This is a genomic window from Lysinibacillus sp. OL1, from assembly GCF_004332175.1.
Classification (GTDB): domain Bacteria; phylum Bacillota; class Bacilli; order Bacillales_A; family Planococcaceae; genus Lysinibacillus; species Lysinibacillus capsici.
The window spans coordinates 26,449-51,765 of record NZ_SJDS01000004.1 but is presented as its reverse complement, the minus strand read 5'-3'; the positions used below and the strand labels follow the sequence as shown (position 1 = coordinate 51,765).

General features: G+C 36.7%; 23 protein-coding genes and 1 riboswitch. Of the genes, 10 read left to right on the top strand and 13 right to left on the bottom strand.

The features are described from left to right. Positions 1–35: 35 nt before the first annotated feature. The 4 genes from EW028_RS09435 to EW028_RS09425 all read right to left on the bottom strand — a co-directional run bounded on the left by EW028_RS09435 (position 36) and on the right by EW028_RS09425 (position 4,028). Positions 36–2,246 (bottom strand): sensor histidine kinase, encoded by a 2,211-nt coding sequence (locus EW028_RS09435; RefSeq protein ID WP_131520691.1) that lies wholly within the window; start codon positions 2,244–2,246, stop codon positions 36–38. Between the two features lie 16 nt (positions 2,247–2,262). Then, positions 2,263–2,418 (bottom strand): hypothetical protein, encoded by a 156-nt coding sequence (locus tag EW028_RS25285; RefSeq protein ID WP_193767359.1) that lies wholly within the window; start codon positions 2,416–2,418, stop codon positions 2,263–2,265. Beyond that, a complete protein-coding gene (locus EW028_RS09430; RefSeq protein ID WP_004229740.1) occupies positions 2,396–3,088 on the bottom strand; it encodes a response regulator transcription factor in 693 nt (230 codons plus the stop codon). Before EW028_RS09430 ends, EW028_RS25285 begins: the two co-directional genes overlap by 23 nt. A gap of 76 nt (positions 3,089–3,164) precedes the next feature. Then, positions 3,165–4,028 (bottom strand): DMT family transporter, encoded by an 864-nt coding sequence (locus tag EW028_RS09425; protein ID WP_131520690.1) that lies wholly within the window; start codon positions 4,026–4,028, stop codon positions 3,165–3,167. Positions 4,029–4,183: 155 nt separating this feature from the next. Between EW028_RS09425 and EW028_RS09420 the strand changes: the two genes are divergently transcribed. Next, the gene (locus EW028_RS09420; protein ID WP_131520689.1) at positions 4,184–4,414 is read left to right on the top strand and encodes a MerR family transcriptional regulator; all 231 of its coding nucleotides are present in this window, start codon (positions 4,184–4,186) and stop codon (positions 4,412–4,414) included. A gap of 59 nt (positions 4,415–4,473) precedes the next feature. Here EW028_RS09420 and EW028_RS09415 read toward each other — a convergent pair whose 3' ends face one another. The 3 genes from EW028_RS09415 to EW028_RS09405 all read right to left on the bottom strand — a co-directional run bounded on the left by EW028_RS09415 (position 4,474) and on the right by EW028_RS09405 (position 7,942). After that, entirely contained in the window at positions 4,474–5,460 is a 987-nt protein-coding gene (locus EW028_RS09415) for a homoserine dehydrogenase (protein ID WP_066038433.1), read from the bottom strand. A 463-nt stretch (positions 5,461–5,923) separates the two neighbouring features. Continuing rightward, positions 5,924–6,307 (bottom strand): hypothetical protein, encoded by a 384-nt coding sequence (locus EW028_RS09410; RefSeq protein WP_131520688.1) that lies wholly within the window; start codon positions 6,305–6,307, stop codon positions 5,924–5,926. Between the two features lie 333 nt (positions 6,308–6,640). Further along, a complete protein-coding gene (locus EW028_RS09405; protein ID WP_131520687.1) occupies positions 6,641–7,942 on the bottom strand; it encodes an O-acetylhomoserine aminocarboxypropyltransferase/cysteine synthase family protein in 1,302 nt (433 codons plus the stop codon). A 116-nt stretch (positions 7,943–8,058) separates the two neighbouring features. Beyond that, positions 8,059–8,172: riboswitch (SAM riboswitch) on the bottom strand. 155 nt (positions 8,173–8,327) lie between these two features. Between EW028_RS09405 and EW028_RS09400 the strand changes: the two genes are divergently transcribed. Both EW028_RS09400 and EW028_RS09395 read left to right on the top strand, forming a co-directional pair. Continuing rightward, the gene (locus EW028_RS09400; protein WP_131520686.1) at positions 8,328–8,960 is read left to right on the top strand and encodes a glycerol-3-phosphate acyltransferase; all 633 of its coding nucleotides are present in this window, start codon (positions 8,328–8,330) and stop codon (positions 8,958–8,960) included. Positions 8,961–9,155: 195 nt separating this feature from the next. Then, positions 9,156–10,637: a DASS family sodium-coupled anion symporter gene (locus tag EW028_RS09395; protein WP_131520685.1), complete on the top strand. Its 1,482-nt coding sequence runs from the start codon at positions 9,156–9,158 to the stop codon at positions 10,635–10,637. Positions 10,638–10,710: 73 nt separating this feature from the next. On the opposite strand, the gene scpC is transcribed toward EW028_RS09395, so the two are convergent. Continuing rightward, on the bottom strand, positions 10,711–12,234 hold the full coding sequence (gene scpC, locus EW028_RS09390) for a succinyl-CoA:acetate CoA-transferase ScpC (protein WP_131520684.1): 1,524 nt from the start codon (positions 12,232–12,234) through the stop codon (positions 10,711–10,713). Positions 12,235–12,601: 367 nt separating this feature from the next. Here scpC and chrR point away from each other — a divergent pair, with 367 nt between their 5' ends. Both chrR and EW028_RS09380 read left to right on the top strand, forming a co-directional pair. Continuing rightward, positions 12,602–13,333 carry a class II chromate reductase ChrR gene (gene chrR, locus EW028_RS09385; RefSeq protein WP_048393273.1) on the top strand — a complete coding sequence of 244 codons (732 nt, stop codon included), beginning with the start codon at positions 12,602–12,604 and terminating at the stop codon, positions 13,331–13,333. A 204-nt stretch (positions 13,334–13,537) separates the two neighbouring features. Next, entirely contained in the window at positions 13,538–13,963 is a 426-nt protein-coding gene (locus EW028_RS09380) for a hypothetical protein (protein ID WP_054549068.1), read from the top strand. A gap of 41 nt (positions 13,964–14,004) precedes the next feature. Here the strand turns inward: EW028_RS09380 and EW028_RS09375 are convergent, their stop codons facing one another. Continuing rightward, positions 14,005–15,684: a tripartite tricarboxylate transporter TctB family protein gene (locus EW028_RS09375; protein ID WP_112117199.1), complete on the bottom strand. Its 1,680-nt coding sequence runs from the start codon at positions 15,682–15,684 to the stop codon at positions 14,005–14,007. Positions 15,685–15,816: 132 nt separating this feature from the next. On the opposite strand from EW028_RS09375, the gene EW028_RS09370 reads away from it, so the two are divergent. The 3 genes from EW028_RS09370 to EW028_RS09360 all read left to right on the top strand — a co-directional run bounded on the left by EW028_RS09370 (position 15,817) and on the right by EW028_RS09360 (position 18,926). Further along, complete coding sequence (locus EW028_RS09370; RefSeq protein WP_131520683.1) at positions 15,817–16,467, top strand: lysoplasmalogenase; 651 nt, start codon at positions 15,817–15,819, stop codon at positions 16,465–16,467. A gap of 90 nt (positions 16,468–16,557) precedes the next feature. Next, complete coding sequence (pepT, locus tag EW028_RS09365; RefSeq protein ID WP_131520682.1) at positions 16,558–17,787, top strand: peptidase T; 1,230 nt, start codon at positions 16,558–16,560, stop codon at positions 17,785–17,787. Positions 17,788–17,963: 176 nt separating this feature from the next. Next, on the top strand, positions 17,964–18,926 hold the full coding sequence (locus tag EW028_RS09360) for a DMT family transporter (RefSeq protein WP_131520681.1): 963 nt from the start codon (positions 17,964–17,966) through the stop codon (positions 18,924–18,926). Between the two features lie 258 nt (positions 18,927–19,184). Here the strand turns inward: EW028_RS09360 and EW028_RS09355 are convergent, their stop codons facing one another. Then, positions 19,185–19,616, bottom strand: coding sequence for a DUF4395 domain-containing protein (locus tag EW028_RS09355; RefSeq protein ID WP_131520680.1), 432 nt, complete (start codon positions 19,614–19,616; stop codon positions 19,185–19,187). 119 nt (positions 19,617–19,735) lie between these two features. On the opposite strand from EW028_RS09355, the gene EW028_RS09350 reads away from it, so the two are divergent. After that, positions 19,736–20,446 (top strand): Fe-S oxidoreductase, encoded by a 711-nt coding sequence (locus EW028_RS09350; RefSeq protein ID WP_131520679.1) that lies wholly within the window; start codon positions 19,736–19,738, stop codon positions 20,444–20,446. Between the two features lie 68 nt (positions 20,447–20,514). Here the strand turns inward: EW028_RS09350 and EW028_RS09345 are convergent, their stop codons facing one another. Continuing rightward, complete coding sequence (locus EW028_RS09345; RefSeq protein WP_131520678.1) at positions 20,515–21,198, bottom strand: GNAT family N-acetyltransferase; 684 nt, start codon at positions 21,196–21,198, stop codon at positions 20,515–20,517. A gap of 11 nt (positions 21,199–21,209) precedes the next feature. After that, a complete protein-coding gene (locus EW028_RS09340) occupies positions 21,210–22,322 on the bottom strand; it encodes a mandelate racemase/muconate lactonizing enzyme family protein (protein ID WP_004229770.1) in 1,113 nt (370 codons plus the stop codon). 80 nt (positions 22,323–22,402) lie between these two features. On the opposite strand from EW028_RS09340, the gene EW028_RS09335 reads away from it, so the two are divergent. After that, positions 22,403–23,644 carry a helix-turn-helix domain-containing protein gene (locus tag EW028_RS09335; RefSeq protein WP_131520677.1) on the top strand — a complete coding sequence of 414 codons (1,242 nt, stop codon included), beginning with the start codon at positions 22,403–22,405 and terminating at the stop codon, positions 23,642–23,644. Between the two features lie 55 nt (positions 23,645–23,699). On the opposite strand, the gene nhaC is transcribed toward EW028_RS09335, so the two are convergent. After that, positions 23,700–25,148, bottom strand: a complete 1,449-nt coding sequence (gene nhaC / locus EW028_RS09330) for a Na+/H+ antiporter NhaC (RefSeq protein ID WP_131520676.1) — start codon at positions 25,146–25,148, stop codon at positions 23,700–23,702. Positions 25,149–25,317: the final 169 nt, after the last annotated feature.

Here is a 25,317-nt window from a genome sequence, read left to right as displayed (position 1 = left end):
AAAAAAGGCGGCAGAAGTTTGCCGCCCTTTTACCATTAAACTGCTGGAATTCGAACGATTACTTTAAATAAATCGCCATCTACATCAATGCTCATTCTTGCTCCATGTAAATCGACAATGGATTGTGCAATGGCTAATCCAAGCCCTGAGCCCTCTGTATGACGTGAGGCATCTGCACGTTTAAAGCGTTCAAATAACTCCTCAGCATCTTCACTAATTTCATACTTTGCTACATTTTTCACCGTAAATTCAGCATCGCCATCTGCCGTACGCTTAAATGTCACATAAACACGCGTTCCCTCTAGCGCATACTTCAACACATTGACAATTAAATTATCAATAAGTCTCCACCATTTTTGACCATCCACATATGCAAAGATTGGATCATGAGGCATGGTCATTCGTAAATCTAGTTGTGACTGTGTTAAATCCTCTTTATGCTCCCCTACAGCTTGTTGGATAAGCTGTGTTAAATCTACTCGACTGCGGTGAAGTTCAATATTACCACTAGCCATTTTCGATACTTCAAAAAGGTCTTCAATCAGCACTTTTAAACGTTCAGACTTTTTATCCAGTATATGGATGTATTGTTTCCGTTCTTCCTCTGTAATATTTGGCTTCTTCAGTAAATCGGTATACGTAATTATAGAGGTTAAAGGAGTACGTAAATCATGACTCACATTTGTAATCAGCTCTGTTTTTAACCGCTCACTTTTCGCCTGCTCATGCATGGACGTACGCACACCTTCTCGTAAATGATTGAGGTTTTCTGCATGACCTGCAAGCGGAGATTTACCTTTTACCTTTACATCACGATTTAAACGTCCTTCAGCCATGTCCTTCGTATCTTTCATAATACGGTTTAAATAACCCATTCTTGATAGGAAAACAATCATAGCAGGAAATCCTATAAACATACAAATGCCAAGTACAAGGACTGGAAAAGCTCCGCCTCCTATCATGGTAGCAACAAGGCTACCACCTCCAAAGAAGGCTGCGGCTAGCATTACAATTGAATGTAATGCGATCGAACGATTAATAAATAAGTCAGTCAACGAATCCCCAAGTGACCATAAATAGCTCGATTTCACATTTTCCTCTAGCTTATTCAAAGTATTTACTCTTGTATACAACCAAATTAATTGCACGAAGAAAGCACTACCAATTACCATTAAAACAACTATTTTAAAGCCAATATCGAGTATAAAACGGACATAATTATAATTATAAACAGAATTATATTCAATAGATTCAAAAACAACCTGGGCTGAAATGAAATACATAAGGCTCGTTATTAACAAAAGAATAATTTGTACATCGATTTTATACTTTGTTAAAAGATCTTTTTCCTTCATACTCGTAACTATCTGTAATAAGTCTTTACGCCCCCTCCATACAAAGACGGCCATTAAAATACTTGTGAGCCAAATAAAGTAATGAGTATATTGATTGCGTTGAAACTGTTGAAATTGTTGATATCCTCCCCGTATAACATCTTCTGACATAGCTGCTTTTTTTGAAATAGCTATTACACCTGTATATTCAGCTGTTTCGTAAAGATCATCTACATTCACGTATGTTTCGGTATTGTAAAAAATATCTCTTAAATTCTCACTGATATTCCATGCATATAGCGGTTTTCGATCAGTATACTTAATTTTATAGGCACTACTTTCGGTAACATCACCTGCACGGTACGTTTTACCAGTTTCTGTATTGGTCAACTCATAAGACCAATAGTCGTAGTTTTTTCCAAAGTTTTTGGAATCACCTTTTGCGGCTTTAATATATTTATCAATGAGGGCTTCCTTTTCAGCAAGAATCTTTTTTCTTACATGCTCATCATCTTCAAAATTTGCTGTAATATCTTTAATTTTATTATCACGTTCAGACACTAGCTTTGTCTTTAATTCTGTTGCATTGGCATCTATAGCTTCCTGAATACGTTGTTCGTATTGTGCCTTAATATTATCGATTTGCTGTCCTAATGTACCATAATAATTACGATGATCTTCTATTTCAGTTTGAGTAATCTCAATTTTATTTTTCAATTCCTCTGCATTTGGTACATTAATTACTAACGGTCCTAGTTCTGCCGTGAAATTATCGATTTCATGTTGGAAATTTTCCGAATCAAAATATGATTTACCAATATACTGATAGCCCACATTATAAAAAGTAAAGACACCGAAAATTGTCCAAATTAAACACATTAATACGAGAAGAGATTTCCATTTTTTTACCATCCCTTTTTACACTCCTCTAAAAAATTCTTTCTAACAATTGTAAAACCTCTGAGGAGCGAGAATTGACAATTTGGTAGGCATAAACACCAAAATAAATGAGTCCAACAACGCCTGCAACAAACCCTGCAATTGTCATATACTTCTCTAGTTTATTTTTCCATTTTATAACCAACGCCCCATACCACCTTTAGATAGCGCGGATTTTTCGGATCAGCTTCAATTTTTTCACGTATTTTCCGAATGTGAACAGCTACAATATTTTCAGCATTATAAGCTTCCTCATTCCAAACACGTTCATAAATTTCACGAATCGAAAACACACGCCCTGCATTTTTCATTAATAGTTCTGTAATTTTATATTCTATCGGGGTTAGTCGAACTGGTTCTCCTTCTAGTACAACCTCTTTTGCCTCTTCATCAAGTACAAGTCCGTCTATTTCCACCTTTGTAGCTCCCTCACTATACGTTCCTAGCTGAACATAACGGCGCAGCTGAGATTTTACACGTGCCAATAGCTCTAATGGATGGAATGGCTTTGTCACATAATCATCTGCTCCAACTGATAATCCATGAATCTTATCGCCATCCTCCGCCTTAGCACTTAGCATGATAATGGGAATATTGCGCTCTTCTCTAATTTTAAAGGTTGCTGTAATTCCATCCATATTTGGCATCATGATATCTAAAATGATTAAATGTACTTCATTGTTCTCTAGCTTTTTTAATGCGTCTAAGCCATCTGCTGCTTTAATGACATGATAGCCTTCATTTTTTAAATAGATTTCAATACCATCACGAATATCTTGATCGTCATCTGTAACAAGAACTGTTAATTTCGTCATGATATACACCTCGCTCTCAAATATAAGTGTATCTTCTAAATCTTAAAAACCAGCTATTATAAAAATGAAGAATTTCTTAAGGTTTTAGCTTTTTTCTCCCACCCAATGTTAAAACAACAATGCCACCTAAAAGCATCGCTACTCCAAGCCAGGAAACTATACTTAAGTGTTCTCCAATTAAAAACACACCAAGAATTGCAGCAGTCAATGGTTCTGCTAATGAAAGTGTTACAGCTGAGGATGAACTAATTTTTTGTAGTCCACTTAAAAACAGGAAATACGCTACGCTTGTACACATAATCCCCATAAATAACATTGTCCATAAGTTGTGTACATTTACTAACCAGGAAAATCCACCTTGTAATGAAAACGGCAGTAAAAACAAAGCGCAAATGGAGAAAGTCATAGCAACTGCGGGTAATGCCTCTTCTTGTGCCATTAATTTTTTACTTATGTTTGTGTAAAATGCAAAGGATAAACCTGCACAAAGCGCTAATGTGAATCCGCCAACGTGAACAGACTCCTCTCCATTATTCATAAACAATAAAAGACATCCGACAATGGCCATTAATGTCGCAAGTCCCCATACCGCTGTGGGACGTGTTTTCCATACTAGCCACTCCAAAACACCAGAAAACACTGGTGCACTACCAATAGTAGCAACAGTTCCAATGGCTATACCTGTTAGACGAATGGATGAGAAGAAAAGACCTTGGAAAAGTGCAATACTAGCCGCAGCTAAAATTGTCCATTTCCATGACCACCTTAAAAAATTAATTTTCCTCATTATAATCGTAATAGCTAATAATAAACTGCCACCAATTGCAGAACGAATCATGGCCACTGCTATTGGAGATACCCCTTGATCCAAATAGGTTTGGGCAGTACCTGTCATTCCCCATAGAATAGCTGCTAGTAATACAAACAATGAATTTAACATTTATCAACTCATCCCCACTCCACATCTTTATCCATACTAATCATACATATTTATCCAAAATCAAACAATTATCATTTTTACTTTTCTTTTAATTCCAATAGTATGTTTTCTCATGATTGGACGTTATAATAAAAACAGTAGAAGGAGCGAATCGTATGTACAAATCAATTGAAGAGACAGCTATTGATCTTGGTATGCCTGAGGATCAAGTAATGCGTCTAGTTTACGAAGGACGCATCCGTTCTGTTTACGATGGCCAACAAATTTTAATCAATAGTGGACAATTCAGCACTTATTTTAAACAATTGGAACGTATAAAAGAGGAAATTGAAATTTGGCGTGCTACCCCTATTCCAGAGGACATAGACGTCAAAGATGAAGACTAAAAGCCCACCATTCATACAATTGAACATTGTTGAATGGCGGGCCTTTTTTAAAGCTTTTATTAGATTGTCACAACAAATCCTGCTCTTTTCCCAATGATTTCAGCATAATCTTCTACCATGACACTCGCTGTTGGATACATTCCTGCTCCAGGACCGATTAATGTTAATGTACCAATATAGTTAGTCTCTAATGCCACCGCATTGAACACATCATCGACTGGATAAAGTGGATGCTCTTTATCAACTAGTTGAGGGCCTACTTTTGCAATAATCTTACCGTCAGCTAGTTTTTCCACTTCAGCTACATGGCGGTAACGTAGACCCTTTTCACATGCTTCATGAACTTGTTCTGCAGAGATACTATCGATCCCAATTACCTCTACATCTGACCAGTCAGGCTGCTCACCAAAAGCTAAGGCACTTAATATCATTAATTTTTTAAATGCATCCTGTCCAGATATATCATTATATGGATCTGCTTCGGCATAACCTAAGCCTTGTGCCTCTTTTAAAGCTGTTTCGAACGACCAGCCCTGTGCACGCATTTTTGTTAAAATATAATTACATGTGCCGTTTAAGACACCTTGAATACGACTTACATCATTTACAAGTAAGATATTTTTCATTGTTTTTATAACAGGTACGCCACCAGCAGTAGTAGCCTCATAGCCTACAAAAACGCCATTAGCTTTTGCAAGATCCTGCAACTCCAAACCTCGTTTGGCAAACATCACTTTATTGGCAGTAATAACATGACACTTATGTTCCACCGCTCGCTTTAAATAACTGTATGCAGGTTCTTCGTTCACAATTGCTTCAAACACAACCTGCATACCTGGCTCTGCTAAGACTTCATCCATACTTGTTGTCATTAAATGTGCTGTGCCTGGGACACGTTCACGACTAGCATCTGTCACTAAAATCTTCGCTACCTCTAATTCAATACCTAATTTATTTTTTAGCTCTTCTCGTTTTTCATTTAAAATATGGTAAATCCCCTGACCTACCGTTCCAAATCCTAAAATCGCTGCCTTTATAGTTGCCATTCTTATTATTCCCTCCAACTTACATTCCGCAGTTTCATTAAAGCTAACTCTCTATGGGGTTGTGTCATAACAATTTGACACCCACCGCAGCCTTTAGCCAACAACTCTCTTTGTATGAGTTTCGCTATTTCTATATGTGTTAGGACACATACAAATTCAAATAATTCAAAATTTAACTTAAAGAAAATTGTAACGCAAATACACACTTTGCACAAGAAAAATCTTTCTAGGAAGGACATTTGTTTTCTCTAGATGTGCAAAAGAAATCGGTTTCATTCCCTTTATTATACGTTTTATTAATCAATCTATAAGATTTGAACAAATATTGACTATTTACATTTCAATATATGAATGTCTTTCTTCTATTATATATATGTATGCTCAGACACTCATAACAATCCTTTTAAAGAAAAAACTCATTCCCTGTAGCAGCAGAGAATGAGCTTAAAAATATGAGGGGGTTTTAACTTGCTTTTGAAAGCAATTGATAACGATATTGTGCTAAAGCTTGTTGAACAAGACTAATCTCTTCTTCTGTAAAATTTGGTATTGCATACGTACGTTCCACTAATTGAAATGTACCATACTTCAAGTAAAACTCTGTCGCAGGAAGTGAGATATGGCTCACACCGTACTGTTCATAAGTCTCAAATACTTCCTTAACAGTAAAGTTTTCTTCTGTAAAAACATGTTCTTGAAATGCTGTATGACCAAAAACTTCCTGCCATTTTCTTTCGACTGATGTAAGAAGGTGTTGAATGGATTTATTGTTGACAAATACATGCCCTTCATTTAGCTCATATATTAGATAGGATACAATGTTTTGCGCACTATAGATGTTACCCATTTTAAACACTCCTTTATCATCAGTTTTTGGGAAGAGTAGTCACTGGCTAGGCAACTACCCTTCTATATATTCAAAAGTGGGGGAGCACTTATGAAAACATTTACCTTTTTTAAAAAGAATTTTCGTACCATTAACTTATTTCCTAGTATAGAACATGGATTTAAATAAGTCAACAATACATATATAATTACTTGGTATTATTTTTTATAAGGTTCTGATAATTAACGGGTGCAGTAATAGGTTGATGTAGCAGCGTTTAACGCATTACCAAATGAGGCTAATCGAATGAGAAAATACGTAAACGCCACAACATTCTACCATTTGTTTTAAATTTTAAGCTTCTACTGTTTGTTCAGCTGTTGTTGCCTGTGTAATGGCTTGATCTAAATCAGCAATAATATCCTCTACTGCCTCTAAACCGATGGATAAGCGAATGAGCGACTCGGTTACACCAGCTTGAACTAATTCGTCTGCTGATAGTTGCTGATGAGTAGTGGAAGCTGGATGAATAATTAATGACTTTGCATCACCTACATTTGCTACATGTGAGAATAATTTCACGCTATCAATAAGCTTTCGCCCAGCTTCTCGTCCACCCTTTATGCCAAATGTAAGCACTGAACCGAAGCCATTTCTTAAATATTTTTTTGCTAACCCATGTGTCGGAAAATCTTCTAGGCCATTATAATTTACATACTCCACAGATGGGTGGTTTTGTAAATACTCAGCCACTGCCAATGCATTTTCATTGTGTTTAGGGATACGCAGATGAAGCGTTTCTAACCCTTGCAATAAATTAAAGGCAGCATCAGCACTTAATGTTGGACCAAAATCACGTAATAATTGTACACGTAGCTTTGTAGCAAAGGCAGCAGAAGCTGTATCAATTCCATAACGTAGACCATGGTAAGAGGCATCTGGTTCAGTAAAACCAGGGAATCGACCGCTAGTCCAATCAAACTTACCAGCGTCTACAACAACGCCCCCTAAAGTTGTGCCATGACCTCCTATCCATTTAGTTGCTGAATGAACCACAACATCTGCACCGTATTCAATAGGTGTAGAACCGTAAGGAGAAGCGAACGTGCTGTCAATAATTAATGGTAGACCATTATCATGTGCAATTTTAGCTACTGCTTCAATATCTAAAACCTTTAAGCTTGGATTACCATAAACCTCTGCAAAGACAGCTTTTGTTTTATCAGTAATCGCCGCATTAAAATTCTCTGGGTTTGTTTCATCTACAAAAATCGTTTTAATACCATAGTTTGGTAATGTGTTAGCAAATAAATTATACGTACCACCATATAAAGAACTAGCTGCTACTATCTCATCACCAGCTCCAGCTAGATTTAAAATGGAAAATGCGATAGCTGCTGCACCAGATGAAAGTGCTACTGCTGCTGTTCCACCTTCCAATAAAGCCACACGTTTTTCAAACACATCAACTGTTGGATTGGTAATTCGTGTGTAAATGTTCCCTGCTTCCTCTAAGGCAAAAAGACGTTGCGCATGAGCAGTGTCTTTAAATACAAAAGCAGTTGAGCGATAGACTGGAACTGTGCGAGAACCCGTCACTGGGTCTGGCTCTTGACCACCATGCAACAGCAATGTTTCTGGTTTAAAATTTGTCATTGTGTACCTCCAAATGGTTATTTTTTTACGATGGTACCGGAGATGAGGAGGATTTTTCTGTAGAAAACAAAAACCCTCTTCAGCTAAGAAGAGGGTTGCGGTTGCAAGTTTTCCTCCCCTTATCTGCCAGATCCAAGTAAGAATCTGTAGGAATTAGCACCTTAGTAAGCTCATTGCTTACTGGTTGCCGGGCATCATAGGGCCTATCCCTCCGCCGCTCTTGATAAGAGTATGAGATTCAATTTCCATCGTTGTTACACAGTATAAACATAGAGTTTTTTTCTGTCAACATGTAAATTTTATTTTTTCCGAAACTTCTGTCTGCTCTTATACGTAATATGAACGCATACACTATTTTAGAAAAAATTTTGAGAGGAGTATTTTTATGGTAAAAGCCGTGATCATTTTTCTTATGATTGGCTATTTAATAGGCTGTATTCACGGCTCTAAAGTAGCCCAATTTTTATCGGGGGTTGATTTAAAAAAGGCTGGCCACGGTAATGCTGGTGCCTCTAATGCTACTCTTTCCCTCGGCTGGAAATATGGCGTTTTAGTAGCCCTCATCGATATAGGGAAAGGCGTTGTGGCTATTATAGGTGCACATTTTTATCTAGCGGACGCCATTCATTTAACAGAAGAACAGATTTGGCTGCTTACTTATATTATGGCTGCTGGGGTTATTTTAGGTCATAATTTCCCATTCTACATGGGCTTCAACGGCGGGAAAGGAACGGCCTCCATCATTGGTATTTTACTTGCCGTTGATTGGAAGATTGGTTTATTTGCACTTATTTTATTTGTTATTTTATCCTTTGCAACAAATTATTTAATTGTTGGTGTGCTAGAATTTTATCTCGTGTTTTGTACAGCAACTTATTTATGGATTCCTGGCATTGGTCCAACCATTATAGCTCTTTTTCTTTTTGGCATAGCCATCATCCTGCATCTTGAAAATATTAAACGATTAGTCAATGGCACAGAGCCTAAAGTAACTTCTGCCTTTAAGAAAAAGAAATAATATTTTATGGATATTTTTGTATTTTTTGTGACCATGTATTTTCTCTTTATCTACTCATATTGCTGTAAAAAACACCATTTTCACATAGATTTTTATCTACAATAAAATACATATATTCTTATCTTAATAAAACATTATACAGGCCGATGTTATGGATAATAATCGTCATTTTTATCGTAGAAAGGATGAGGAAATATGTCTTCACCAAAGCAAGCAGCTACAAAACTTAATTTAAAGCCACTATGGATTGGCTTGGCATTCGCGTTACTTATCATTATTACCTTTTTACCTAATAATGGTGATTTACCTATAGCTGGACAACGAGCTTTAGCCATTTTAGCTTTTGCAGTCATCCTTTGGGTTACAGAGGCCGTTTCATATCCTGTAAGCTCGGCCATGATCATTGCACTAGTAACTGTATTACTAGGACTCGCTCCGTCAATGGATGATCCAACTACAGAGCTAGGAACAGCTAGCGCATTAAAATTATCTTTAAGTGGCTTTAGTAATTCTGCCGTTGCTTTAGTAGCAGCAGCTCTTTTTCTAGCGGCAGCAATGCAAATTACTAATCTACATAAACGACTTGCTCTTTGGATTCTTTCACTGGTGGGAACGAAAACAAAAGCTATCGTATTTGGCGCTATTTTAGTCTCTATCGTCCTCGCATTTTTTGTACCCTCTGCTACAGCACGAGCTGGCGCGGTAGTACCGATATTGCTTGGAATGGTTGCAGCGTTTGGTTTACCACGTGATAGTCGGCTTGCTGCCTTGTTAGTTATTACTTCGGTACAAGCCGTTTCCATTTGGAATATCGGTATTAAGACTGCAGCAGCTCAAAATATGGTGGCCTTAAACTTTATCCAAGAGCAATTTAACGTGGATATTTCATGGGGTGCTTGGCTACTTTATGCCGCCCCCTTCTCAATTATTATGTCTATCTTTTTATTTTTCATTATGATTGCTTTAATTAAACCTGAGACTAGCAATATCGAAGGTGGTAAAGAGGTCATCAAAAAACAGCTTGCAGAGCTGGGCCCATTAAAGGCTCCTGAAATTCGTTTAATCATTACATCCGTAGTTTTACTATTTTTCTGGGCAACTGAAGGAAAGCTACATCCATTCGATACGACAACAGTCACAATTATTGCTATCGCTATTCTATTAATGCCCAAAATCGGTGTGTATTCATGGAAGGAAGTTGAGCCCCATATTCCATGGGGGACAATTATCGTCTTTGCGGTAGGTATTATGTTAGGAACCATTTTACTGAATACGCAAGGTGCTGCATGGTTATCAGATAAAGTTTTCGGTTCACTTGGGCTAGATACTATGCCTTTACTAGCAACCATTGCACTCGTAACTTTATTTAACATTTTGATTCATTTAGGCTTTGCAAGCGCAACTAGCTTAGCCTCAGCACTTATACCTGTGTTTATCGTTTTAGCCTCCACATTAACAGCTAATGTTGATCAAGTTGGTTTTGTTATTGTGCAACAATTCGTCATAAGCTTTGGCTTCCTATTACCAATTAGTGCACCACAAAACATGCTTGCCTATGGTACAGGTTCCTTTACAACAAAGGATTTCTTGAAATCTGGGATTCCATTAACCATTATCGGTTTCCTTCTCATACTTTTGTTCTCTGCAACTTATTGGAAATGGATTGGATTATTATAAGACTTTCATTAAATTAAAACGTAAAAGCCTTGAAGAAACAGACTATCTGTCCTTCAAGGCTTTTAATTTAATACTATTGTTTCGTAAAAGCAGGGTCCTTCATCGTACCGTTTTTCGCATAATTAACGTGCCATGATAGTGCTTTTTCTAGGTCATGTGGAGTGTGATGTCCACCCGTTGCCTCATTGGCATCATTAAAGTACTGCCACAGTTGCTCCTTGTAATCAGGATGTGCACAATTATCAATGATAAGTCCCACTCGTTCTTTTGGAGCAAGTCCTCGTAAATCTGCTACGCCCTGTTCAGTTACAATGACATCAACATCATGCTCCGTATGATCCACATGTGAGACCATTGGGACAATACTCGAAATATCTCCACCCTTAGCATAAGACTTTGTCACGAAAATTCCTAAACGTGCATTACGAGCAAAGTCACCAGACCCTCCGATACCATTCATCATCTTTGTACCAGAAACGTGTGTGGAATTCACATTGCCGTAAATATCTAATTCCAATGCCGTATTCACTGAAATTAATCCGAGTCGACGAATAATTTCAGGCTGATTTGAAATTTCTTGAGGGCGCAGCACTAATTTATCAGCATATTTTTCAAAATTCCCATAAACACGGTTTCCTACTTGCTCAGAAAGGGTAATAGAAGTTGCAGATGCAAAATTCACTTTCCCTGCATCCATTAATTCAAATACTGCATCCTGGAGAACTTCAGAATAAACTTCTAAGTTCTCAAACTCAGAGTCTTTAAAGCCTAGCAATACAGCATTTGCTACTGAACCTACACCAGATTGAATTGGTCGCAAACTTGTAGTTAAGCGACCTACTTTAATCTCTTCACGTAGGAAATTTAATAAGTGATTAGCCATAACATCTGTCTCTTCATCCGCAGGGACAATTGTTGATGGCGCATCTAATATATCCGAAATGACGATGCCTTTTACTTTATCTAAATCTAGTGGAATTCCAATTATACCAAGACGATCAGAAACATTCTGTAAAGGAATTGGATCACGTTTTCCTTGTTGTGCAGGTACATAAATATCATGTATACCTTCTAATGCATCAAGCTGTGCTACGTTTAATTCAATGATGACTTGGTCTGCTTCTTGCACAAAAATAGGAGAGTTACCAACTGATGTTGTAGGAATTAATAAGCCTTCTTCTGTAATAGCAGCAGCTTCAATGATCGCAAAATCAATTGGTCCAATAATACCTTGACGAACAAGCTCAGCATTATGGGAAAGATGGGCATCGACAAATGTGATATCACCACTATTGATTTTATTACGAATACCAGAATCTGCTTGGAAAGGACCGCGCTTACGAATGACCCCTGCTTCCGCTAAATATTGGTCTACTTCAGGTCCAAGTGATGCACCTGTAAAGACATCTACTTGAAAATCCTCTTTTTTTGCTTTTTCTACAAGTGCAAGAGGTACAACCTTAACATCGCCAGCACGTGTGAATCCGCTCATCCCTAATACCATGCCATCCTTAATCCAAGAAGCTGCTTCTTCTGCTGTTACAACCTTGCTTCGTAATTGTTCATGACGAAGCTTTTTCGCTAACTTTTCTTCCATTCCCTATTCCTCCATTCCACTTTATTTTTGTTCAACTTGCATATTTGGTTCCAGTAAATCTGTGACATCCGTCAGAGAGTGTATCTTTATTCCAGGAGGATCTCATCACCTAATAGCTAATGCTGTCTAAACATTTGTGAATAAAGATCATGTAATTTTTGGTAGCACAACCAAATAAACAGTCGCTTCTATAATTTTATACTATTTAGAATATTTAATCTATATCAAATGGAATATTTTACTTTACGAGATAATTTCGACATTTATAAATTATTTATAAATAACTTTTTGTTCCTCATTATTCGATTTTGCTAGAAAAGCATGCTATGCTCAAGGTATAGAACAGACACAAAGGAGAGAGTTTTTAATGGTTAAAGAACTATTACGTAGCCATTCCTCGGTACGCATCTATGATGGAGAACCGATTTCAAAAGAAATCATTGAAGATTTAATTGGAACAGCACAAATGGCTGCAACATCACATTTTGTGCAAGCCTATAGTGTAATATGGGTAACAGATGCAGATAAAAAGGAAAAATTAGGCTTACTCTCTGGTAATCCACGTCAATATGAAACTTCAGGTGGGGCATTTGTTTTTTGCGTAGATTTCAAGCGACTTCAAATGGCTGGGAAACTAGAGGGAGTGGATATTGTAGCTGATTCTGCTGAAAATGTCCTTGTTGGGGTAGCAGATGTATCATTGTTTGCACAGAATTTTGTTATTGCGGCTGAATCAATGGGTTATGGCATTTGCTATATTGGAGGTGTACGCAATAAACCTTCTGAAATCAGTGAATTATTTAATCTGCCTGATCACGTTTTCCCATTATTCGGGCTAACAATCGGCGTTCCTGCACGTCGCAATGAGGTAAAACCTCGTTTACCTGTATCTGCTGTATTACATGAAAATGAATACAATGTTGAAAAATATGAAGAACTTTTACCAGCCTACAACGAGGAAATGGAAATATATTATAACAGCCGTTCGTCTAACAGAAAAATTGATAACTGGACAAAACAGATGGCTGATTTTTTAATTGAACAACGACGTCCGCATATCAAAGAGTTTTTAGCAACTAAAGGGTTTAATTGGAAATAAATTAATGAAAATGGAGTTACTATCGTATGATAATAATTCCATTTTTTACATAAAAATATTGCCTATATATATTCAATCTAGGGATATTGCCACAATTACTTCTATAAATCTAACCTTAAATTAAACGAAAAGACTCTTTCCTTTTCCAGCTATTCCATTCATATTAATAAATGATACCTATTAAAGAAAGGAGTTATAGAATCAATGTCCAATATCAATAAACATCTTGCTCGCACCTTAGAACAACAGCATAAGAGAAGTGTAAGAGGTTTATTCTTAAAAATTGAAGACTTAAATAATGAATGCACCCAATTAAGAAAAAGACTGGAGCCACATATTGATTTGAATGTATATAAAAAACCCATTGATTATGTCAATCAGTTCGTTTCTCACACTACTATACTCAATTTAAAATTCGTTACGAATACACAGAATTTAGAAGTAGTTGTCTTGCATGCTCTTTTATTATCCTATATTTTAGAAAACACTCAAAGCCATGCTTTTGAATATGAAGATAAATTGTTACAGGGGTATATACAAGAAATCTTTACACTAAATGATCATGCAAAAAGACTATTTATGAACCATAGAGAAAAGATGCTTACCTATGTTCAAGGGCAAGCTACATAAAAAAGACGATCTTCGTAATAACAAGATCGTCTTTTGTTCTTTTATTGTAGTCCTCTAATTATAAGAGAGCGAACTGGTAGGAACTGCTCTCCTGTATCTCCATAAGTGAGTATTACCTCATCACCCTCCTGTAAATAAATTGCTAAAGGTTCTGTTTCGGCACTCACTAAATAATTTTCACCATTGTTTAATAAGAAAGATACAGTTGTAAAATCGCCTAGACGTTCTTTATATACCCGTAATACCTTACCACTTATTTGTTTTTCCTCAGCACTTGAGCTACCATCTACAGTATTTCCTCCTCGACTTAAGGCTGTTTTATATAATTTCAATGCCTCCTTAGGAGTAGTAGCGTAAACGGAAATTTCAGGATTGGCTGCAGAAACAATAAAATAGTTTTGTAAGAAACCATTGGAATCTAGCACCGCTGTCAGCCAGCTCGCTTCTCCATAAAAGTTATACAACACTGGCATTTCGCCACTCCACTTTTTCTCAATAAATTTCTTCTCTATTATTTGTAAATTACCTTGTGAATCCATATAACTTGAGTCTTGATTCCCTGTATAGTATGTTGCATCCCCTGTTCGTGCGTTAGTTAGTGAATAGCCTAACATTGAATCTACACCTTCTTTAGGACTTGTAAAATCTGTAAAGTAATACATATCACCCTTCTCATCGAAAATCGGGCTAACATTCGATTCTGTTCCTTCATCAGAAGGAATCTTTACATCCTTTTTACCAAACATACTATTCCAAAAACCATGTACATAATTACCGAAATAACTGTTTTGTAAACTTACTGTCTCTGGTGATACAGCACCATCAATAAATTCAGGTATTTGATCCAGTTTAATGACCTCTGATTTCCCCGTCAGCGCATCAACCAAGACAATTCCTTTTACATCAAAGCCATTACGCGCAGAAATAAATTCCCCATATGAGCGAATATAGTATGGCTTTCCTTCATCATCTACTTCCAGCTGTACGTCACCGTAAAAAATTAGGAATGGATGTTGTAAACGAATATGACGTTCTAAATTAGCATTTAAATATGCAGAAGGCACATATTTCATTTCCTCTTTAATAAATTTAGGATTATCCGCAGAATCTGTAGCACTCATTATGAAGTAACCAGGTGTTGTACCACCGTTCATCCATTTAAAGAATCCAGAAAATTCAACTGGTGCAATATAAACATATTCGCCCTTCACCTTTTGAATTTGTAAGCGTCCTAATTCATAGTAGCTCGTATTTGGCACTTGTCCGAAAGCCTTTTTCATTTTATTACGAGCAAATTTCGGTGGTACACTTGCAGGTGTTTGTGTCTCATCGAATGGTTTTATTTCAACTTCTTCCTTCATTTCGGATGACTTAAATTTTTCATTAGCATTCCATAAAGGTGCTGATAAAACATACACAGCTACCCCTAGACTTGCTAAAAATAAAACACCTTTTATTTTCCGTTCGATACCACTTGCTAGCAGAGCACCCACTAACGTTAATAAAATAATAGCAGGCCAAAAAACAAGCCAATTTACATCAATTTTTGTTACATATAACGTAATCCCTGTGGCTAAAAACCCTAGTACAAAGACTCCAATAAAAAAGTATCCTATTACCTTTTTCGATTGTCCATCTTCTCGCTTCTTCGTAATAAGCGGTGTCACTAGCACACTTGCGATCAATGCAATGACTGCAGAAGCTATCAGTAGCTTAGTCATTTGGTTCATCCTCTCTTCTTCTTTCTCACTACTTACTTTACGGTTACATACTAAAAAAGTTTCATACATACGTTGTACAGAAAGGAATTCTACCATAAATATTGAATTTCAAAAGGAAAGGAGCTGAAAAATTTGTTAAAAAAATTATTAATCAGTGTCATTATTTTATTGGGTCTTTATTATATTTTTCTCTTTTCCCATATTGCTGAAAGTTTAAAACTCATCTTTAAAGTGATTCCTATGTTGCTCATCATTATTTTAGCTGCGATTCAGAAGCCATTACATATTAAAAAATACCAACTTTTGATTATTGCTGGGCTTGTATTCTGCATGATTGGAGACTATACATTGCAGTGGTTTTTAATCGGTCTAACTAGCTTTCTTATCGGGCATATCTTTTATATTTTTGCTTTCTCTACTGCAAATGAGCGGCATGTACCAACTTGGGCAAAGATACTTTTATTACTCTATGGAACAAGTATGGCTATATGGATTGCGGGATCTGTCTTTAAAACAGGTGAAACCATACTTGGTATTGCCGTAATCGCCTACATTTCTGTGATACTCACAATGGGATGGACAGCTATTAAAACTGGATCTACACTGGCAACAATTGGTGCAATATTATTTATTGCATCTGATTCTTATTTAGCTATTAACAAATTTGTCATGCCACTAGCATTTTCTCATGAAATTATCATGCTGACTTATTATAGCGCCCAATTACTTATTGCTTTAAGTATCCTTCAATATTCCGAAATCCGAAGTAAAGTGTTACAATAATATCAATTATGTCAAGGCATAATTACGTCTGGAATCGGCTTTGTGAATGCACAAAGAATTTTAACATATACACATTAGGAGGCCATACTTATGAAAGAACAAGTAATTGAGCGATTAATACGCTATGCAAAAATTGATACACAATCAGACTTCACAAGCGAAACAACTCCTTCTACACAAAAACAATTTGACCTATTACATGTTTTAAAAGACGAACTTGCTGAAATTGGTTTAACAGACATTACATTAGATGAAAATGGCTATTTATTTGCCTCATTAGAAGCTAATACAGATAAAGAAGTACCAACTATCGGCTTTTTAGCCCATGTTGATACCGCTACTGACTATACAGGTACAAATGTGAAGCCACAGCGTGTAGATAATTATGATGGTGGAGATATTCAGCTAAACGAAAACTTGGTTATGTCTCCGACTGACTTCCCAGAGCTTAAAAACTATGTAGGCCAAACACTTATCACAACAGATGGTACTACATTATTAGGCGCTGACGATAAGGCAGGGATTGCTGAAATTATGACGGCAATGGAGTACCTCATTAAAAATCCTACTATCAAGCATGGTAAAATTCGTGTAGCCTTCACGCCAGATGAAGAAATTGGTCGTGGGCCACATAAATTTGATGTAGCTACTTTCGGCGCAGACTATGCCTATACGATGGATGGCGGACCACTTGGCGAACTACAATTCGAGAGCTTCAATGCCGCTGGCGTTAAAGTAATTACAAAAGGCACTAGCGTCCATCCTGGTTCAGCAAAAAATAAAATGGTGAATGCTATTACAATGGCCATTGCCTTCCAAAATGAAATGCCTGCTGACGCAGTTCCTGAAAAGACAGAAGGTTATGAAGGTTTCATTCATTTAATGAGCTTTAAAGGGGCTCTTGAGCATACTGAGCTATCTTATATCGTGCGCGACCATGATCGCCAAAAGTTTGAAGAGAAAAAACAATTAATGCGTGATGCTGCAGCTAAAATTCAAGCACAATTTGGTGAGCATGCACTGAGCATTACCATTGAAGATCAATACTACAATATGGGTGAAAAAATTGAGCCTGTAAAAGAAATTGTTGACATTGCACGTACTGCAATGGAAAAATTAGATATTACACCGAATACCCTGCCAATTCGTGGTGGTACAGATGGCTCACAATTATCCTATATGGGCCTACCAACACCAAATATTTTCGCTGGTGGCGAAAACATGCATGGTAAATTCGAATATGTATCCGCTGAAACAATGGAAAAAGCAACTCAAGTTATCATAGAAATCGTTCAGCTTTTTGAACAGCAAGCAAAATAATAGTTTTAATTTTGAATGAACTTATTTCTATACGCATTTACCTAAGAAATCATGAAAAATTTTCATAGCTACGAAGAGGGGTTTTTCCTCTCTTCGTAATTTTTTCAGCCATAATTACTGAATTTTCAAATTACATAAAGGGTTTGAGGTTATAAACTCAAATTGAGGTGATGTTTATGAAAGAAATTGCATTAGGTATTTTAGCTTCCCTTTTCTTTGCCGTGACATTTATTTTAAATCACGCCATGGAAATGCAAGGTGGTAGTTGGCTATGGAGTGCATCATTACGCTATTTTTTTATGCTCCCTTTCTTGCTTATCATTGTCTTTTATCGTAAGGGCTTTTCACAGCTTTCTGGTGAAATAAAAGCACAGCCTATAGCATGGCTACTTTGGAGCTTTGTTGGATTTGTTTTATTTTACGCGCCATTAACATTTGCTGCTGCTTTTGGTCCAGGTTGGTTGGTTTCAGGTACATGGCAGTTTACAATCGTTGCTGGTGTATTATTAGCTCCTCTTTTTGTATCGATCATTGCTGGTAAAACAGTGCGACAAAAAATACCTTTCATATCCTTGCTTATTTCATGTGTCATTTTAGTAGGTATTTTGCTTATACAAATACCTCATGCACAATCAGTATCGCTTAGAAGTTTAATGCTTGGTATTTTACCTGTCATCGTTGCAGCTTTTGCTTACCCCCTCGGCAATCGTAAAATGATGGAAGTTTGCGGGGGCCGAATCGATACTTTTCAGCGGGTGTTAGGAATGACCATTGCTTCGATGCCAGCATGGATTATCATGGCTATTTATGCCATTCTTACAGTAGGACTTCCCTCAGCAAGTCAAATGTTTCAATCATTGCTTGTTGGAATTAGCTCAGGCGTTATAGCAACAGTTTTATTTTTCATAGCAACGGATCGCGTAAGAGACCATCAAGGCAAGCTAGCCGCTGTGGAAGCAACTCAGTCAACAGAAATTCTTTTTGTTATTATAGGTGAGGTATTACTATTAGGAATTGCCTTCCCTAGCCCTCTTGCACTTGCAGGTCTCGGAGTCATCATTGTTGGTATGCTATTACATAGTTACTATACAATGATTATCGGGAAAAAGAATGCTGTGCAACAAAACACAACTTCCTAGCAGTCCATTTTATGGGCTGTTTTTTACAAAAAAAGACGACTCTATTCTAAATTTAGAATAAGTCGTCTGAGATTTTCACGTTCCCAAAAAATGAGGGGGGTTTTAGGAGCGTAATCATGAACTAGCAAACTTCTGGAGAAAAGTAGCTAAAGTTCATCCTCTCTACACTGTATTGTAGACGAGGAATAATCTTTATACGATAATGATAATCATTATCAATTAAAATGTCAATCATAATCTTATAATTTTTTTACCTTTTCAAAAAGATTTTTTTAATGAGCGTCGGTACTGCCATTGCTTCAACTGAAAATGTAAAAAACAGCCTATACAAAAGCCTGCTATTGCAATGGATGATGCAATTGCAACCAGGCCAGTAAAGATATGACCAACAACCTGCCAATGTAACAGATAACCTAATAAACCAGCTGATAAACAAAGGCTAGCAATACTTGAATTAAATTTTTGCTGCTGAGCATCCTCTGGTATATATGTAGATGGAGCCTTTGTTAAAAAGAGCTTCCCTACACGAAGTATCGGGTTATAGTTGCATAAAATACCTAGTAAATTTGCAGCTAGTGGAATTACTAATATCCAGGTAATTCCTGTTATCCATGATAAAATGACACTCAAAAGAATAGTCCACTGGTTCAGTCTAACTAGTGGTCTTGGAATTGTATGAAGGTGCGACATCAAAAAACCCACCTTTCTTATATGTTTAATGTATTTTACTACATGATATTCCATTTGTGAAGCAAAAATGATTACTTTATAATGAAGTTAACAGATGTTCAAAGGAAAAGAGGATAACTATGCCAGCTTTAACAATGGATCAAGTTCAACAATTAAATTCGTACAGTATTTATACAACTGAACCTAAGCGGACTTTATTTACTTTAGCTGATATACATAAAGACTTTTATCATCCTGATTTTTTAAACCTTATGATGGGTATAACAGATGCGGCAACAGAAACAGCAGCTATTTCTCACTTTGCACGCCGCTATGGTATGTTTTTTGCTATGCAATTATATATGCTTGCCGCTTATGACGAAGTATGGGATGGTAAGCCACTTGAATTGCGTTTTGATGCTGCAAAAGAATTTAATAGCTTTACTGTTGCCATGTTTGCCAATCCAAATGATTGGCGCTACGTTGATGAAGATGAACGCCAAGCTGTTATTGAAAAAATTCTTTACGATGGACACGTCATTGTCCAGCAGCTTCGTAAAGTAACCTCCATCTCCCCTCTTACCATTTGGGAAAATTTCTTTGGCTATTTGCTATGGCATTATCATATATTATTATCGAACCCTGGCCTAGCCGATCAAGCCATGGAGGATATTGAGGCTTTAGAGAACCCAAAAACATGGGCTCGCTTCTCCAATAAATCTTGGTGGGCACAATATACAGGTGGTCTGAGTCCGACTAATTTAGTCAACGTTCCTGTAAGAAAATCATGCTGTTTTTCAAAAGATATCCCAGGTTTAATGGCTTGTGGTTTTTGCCCAATGAAAAAATAATAGAGCCGTTTAAAAAATAAAAAAGCCTTACCCTCCACAATCTTATGTGTAAGGTAAGGCTTTGTGCTTTATTTTTCGTATACTACAAACCAATCGTTGTTTTCTTCAAACATAGACGTGCCAAGGAAACCTTGTTTTAAAAGTTGCTGTTGCCCAGTTGTGTCTCCCATCGATATCACTTGCTTTTCAGTAAAGTTCGGTGACATTGCTTGTCTTAGGTCTTTATAAAAAATATAACGAAGCTTATCTACATATTTAATTTTCAATCCTTTAATAACGAGGTCTTGCGAGAATTTATCCTTTAAGCTCGGAATATTATATGGCTTTACAGTGGAGCAAACATAATCGTATTTTTCTAAATCGATATTTTCCATCACTACTGTAGCTAATGTTCTCTGTAATCCGTAACCTCGATATTTTGGTGAGACATTCGATATTTCCTGATATAAAACACGTTGAAATTCGTTTTCTGCAATTCCACAATCATACCCAAGATGCTCATCATCAATAGGAGGATTTAACAGTGCACGAAAGGCAATCAACGCTTCCCCTACATAAGCACCTATCATCATTCCATGACCATTTAAAATATACTCAAATTCCTCTGTGCTTAAGGGTTGGAGGATACTTTGATCTGCTAAGGCTTCATAAACCTCAACTTGTAGCTCTTCAATTTGTTGTAAATGTTGGAGCGTTAATTTTATAACAAAAAATGGTGTCTCACCAAGCATACCGTCATAGATAATTTCCATATTACGCCTCCTTAGGCTGTGACAACAGTTGAAAACTTACATAATTCCTGGATGACAGCTTCATCTACATCTACACCTAATCCTGGTTTTTCATTTAAGCAAATAAATGGTACATCATAATGTAAGTTCCCAACATCCTTTGAGAATTTTAATGGACCCGTTAGTTCTACACTCGTCATAATCTTCTTAGAAAATGCTACATGGAAGCCTGCAGCAGAACCAACTGACGACTCTACCATGGAACCAACTTGACATTCAATTCCTGCCATTTCCGCCATAACAGCAAGCTTCATAGCAGGATAGATGCCTCCACACTTCATTAATTTAATATTTACTTTATCTGCTGCACGCTTGGCTATAATTTCACGCATTTCACGTACGCCTCGTAGTCCTTCATCAATCATTAATGTCACATCAGACTTTGATTTAATTTCTACCATTCCATCAATGTCTTCGCTATCGACAGGTTGCTCTAGCCAATCGATATTTAAATCTTTCATAGCACGTAAACCCTGTAATGTAGTGGCTGCATTACCCCAACCTTGATTTACATCCACTCGAATAGCAATGTCTTCGCCTACTCGTTCTCGTACCGCTTTAATACGGGCTACATCACGAAGTACCTCTGTACCTACCTTCATTTTAAAAGAGCGATAGCCCATTTCTACTCGATTAGCTGCCTCTTCTGCCATTGCTTCAGGTGTTCCAATACTTAGTACATGTGTGATTGGGAATTTTTCATGATAACGTCCACCTAAAAGTTGGTATACTGGCACCCCTAAGGCTTTCCCAGCAATATCGAAGCAAGCAATGTCGATCGCTGCTTTTGCTGCTGGTACATCTTTCACAACTTTATTCATTTTATCGTGAAGCTTTTCAAAGGCCATTGGACTTTCCCCAATAATTGCTGGGACAAGCTGATGTTTTAGCACAGCATATGTACTTTCCCATGATTCACCTGTTACATGTTCATCAGGAACAGCTTCACCATACCCTACCACACCTGTATCGGTAGTTACTTTTAAAATAATGGAAGGCATTGTATCATATGTAGCATAACTAATAATGAATGGATCAATTAGCGGTAAATGTATAGCAAAAATTTCTACTTGTTTAATTTTCATCGTAATCAGTCTCCTCTGTCGTTAAAGTTGTCGCTAATACGTCGCTAAATGTTTAAAAAAATAGAAAAGGAGTGATGTCCATGTCTACCAAAATAGCGATTATATGTTCAAAAGCATTTATGAAACGTATTATTAGTATCGCACAAAACATAACCGATATTCAATTAGAATTTTATCTTTACAGCCACCCTTCTGAAGCACCTACCTTAATGAAGCAAATAAAACCGTGTGATGCAATATTATTCGGAGGAACGTTACCTTATCTACACACTCAATCATTACTTTCAGAAGTTCCAATACCTTGGAATTATATTAAGCAAGATGAAACAACCATTTCTACAACATTATTATCATTAGTAGCCAAACATGCTGTAGCTATCGACAGGATATCCATTGATGTAATGAACCCTGCATTCGTTGATAATGTTTTAGCAGAAATAGAATTTCATGGTCAAAAGCCACATGTTCAGCATATTTCGATTACTGAACCAACTGAGAATATTTTAAAACGCCATATCGCCCTGTGGAATTCAAAAAGTATTGATTTTGTCATTACCAGTATTCATAGTGTATTTGATGAATTACAAGCACTACAAATACCGTCAATGCGTATGTTAGATGCTACCAAATCTATTATTCAATGCCTTGAAGAAACAAAATCAAAATCACTATTAACCAAGTCAGAAGCTTTCAAGGCTGTAGTGGGTCTCTTAGAAATCCCTAAAAATTCTGCCATTGAATCAACTGTTTTAAGTCAAATTGCGAAAGCTACCTTTTCAACTTTTAAGCAAATTTCAACGCATTCCTTTGAGCTATACACAACTGCTGGACATCTTCAAAATGCTCTAGAAAAGGAAAACTTAGAGCAGCTCATACAGCAAGTTGAACAACCATTTAAGCTAGCATTTGGCTATGGCTATTCCATTTTGGAGGCCACACAAAATGCTCAGCATGCTTTAACATTTACTAAACCTTTTGAGATTTATATTCTTGATGAACATAAAAACTTATTAGGGCCTTTCCCTAATACAGAAGGTAAAATTTCTTTAAAAACCGATGATCCTTATGTTTTGCAAATGGCTAAGCTTACAAGTTTAAGTCCATTAAATATTTCTAAAATAATCAATTTCAGTAACGAACGACAGTCAGCTCAATTTACATCTCAAAATCTTTCTGAATACCTCCAAGTAACACGACGTACCACAGAGCGTATTATCAAAAAATTAGTTGATAATGGTTATGTAAATATTGTTGGTGAAGAAATGACCCATCAGCAAGGACGTCCTCGCAAAATTTACCAATTGAATTTTGCAACTTACTAAACTGCTCTATAAAAGAATTCTCGTAGATACACGTGGATCTACGAGAATTTTTATTTTAGTCAGCCATTACCATATTATCCGCATTTTCTGCTTCTATCGCCTTTTTACGCTTCTCAGCTTCTGCTATTTCTTCTGGCGTTAATTTAACAATAGCAAATCCAATATATCCATAAATAATAGAAATAATTGGTACAGCGAAGTTAAGAATTGCATATGGTGCATACTCCATTGCACTTACACCTAAAGTTGCTAAAATAAACACACCACAAGTATTCCAAGGGAAGAAAACAGATGTTAAGGTTCCCCCATCCTCTAATGCACGAGAGAGGTTTTTAGAATGTAAACCACGTTGTTGATAGACACCCGCGAACATACGTGAAGGAACAACAATTGAGATATATTGCTCAGAACATGTTGCGTTGGTTGTTACACAAGCTGCAATCGTTGAAGCAATAAGACTTCCTGTAGATTTAGCAAACTTCACAATTACATTCATCAATGCCTTTAACATTCCTGAATACTCTAAAATACCACCAAATGTCATCGCTACAATCGTCATTGAAACCGTATTCATCATCGAGTCTAGACCACCACGGTTAAATAAATCATCCACCATGTGATTACCTGTTGAGATTTCAAAGCCTGCCTGTAATGCTTGTACAGCACTTGCAGCTGAACCACCTTGTACAAAAATCTGTAGTAAGAAACCTGAAACAATTCCTATAATTAAAGCTGGAATTGCTGGTACTTTCTTAGCTACTAATACAATAACTCCCACTGGAACTAGTAATAATAAAGGAGAAATAACAAAGCTTTCTTCCATCACTTTTAAAGTTGTTAAAATTTCCTCAGATTGCATTGAAACTTCTGCAAATTTTCTACCCAAAAATCCAAAAACAACAAGAGAAATAATCAAAGCTGGAATTGTTGTATAAAGCATATGCTTTATATGATCAAATAAATTAGTCCCTGTTAATCCTGCTGCTAGATTTGTTGTATCTGATAATGGTGACATCTTATCTCCAAAGTATGAACCCGAAATAACAGCACCAGCAATCATAGCCGCTGGAATACCCATACTTAAACCAATACCCATACCCGCGACACCAATTGTAGCCATTGTAGACCATGAACTACCAATAGCTAATGACACAATTGAACATAACAACATGATTGTCACAAGGAACCACGCTGGAGAAATTAACTTTAGACCGTAGAAAATCATTGTTGCTACGACACCGCCGCCAATCCATGCCCCAATTGTCAAACCTACTAAAATAATTATAACAATGGCAGGTAATGCCAGACGTATCCCTTTATACATCATCTCTTCAATTTCTGCCCATTTATATCCATGCATTTTGGCAACAATTGCTGCTACAGTTGTGCCAACAAGAAGAGGTACGTGAGGACTTTGCTCTAAAACAACTACTGTAATCAACATAGTAATAATCATAATTGCAAAAGTTAGTAGTGCCCAGCCCGCATTAATATCCTTTTTCATTTTTCCATCCCCTTTTTTTGCACCAAATCCCTTTTCGGTTTTTTCAAGACGCAAATAATTTTTTACGTTTTTTAGCTTAATATTCAAAAAATTAAAAGTCAACGCAAAAAATTTATGCTTCCCTAGCAAATCCCTTTATTTTAGCGTAATAAAACGCTTTCAAGTAGCA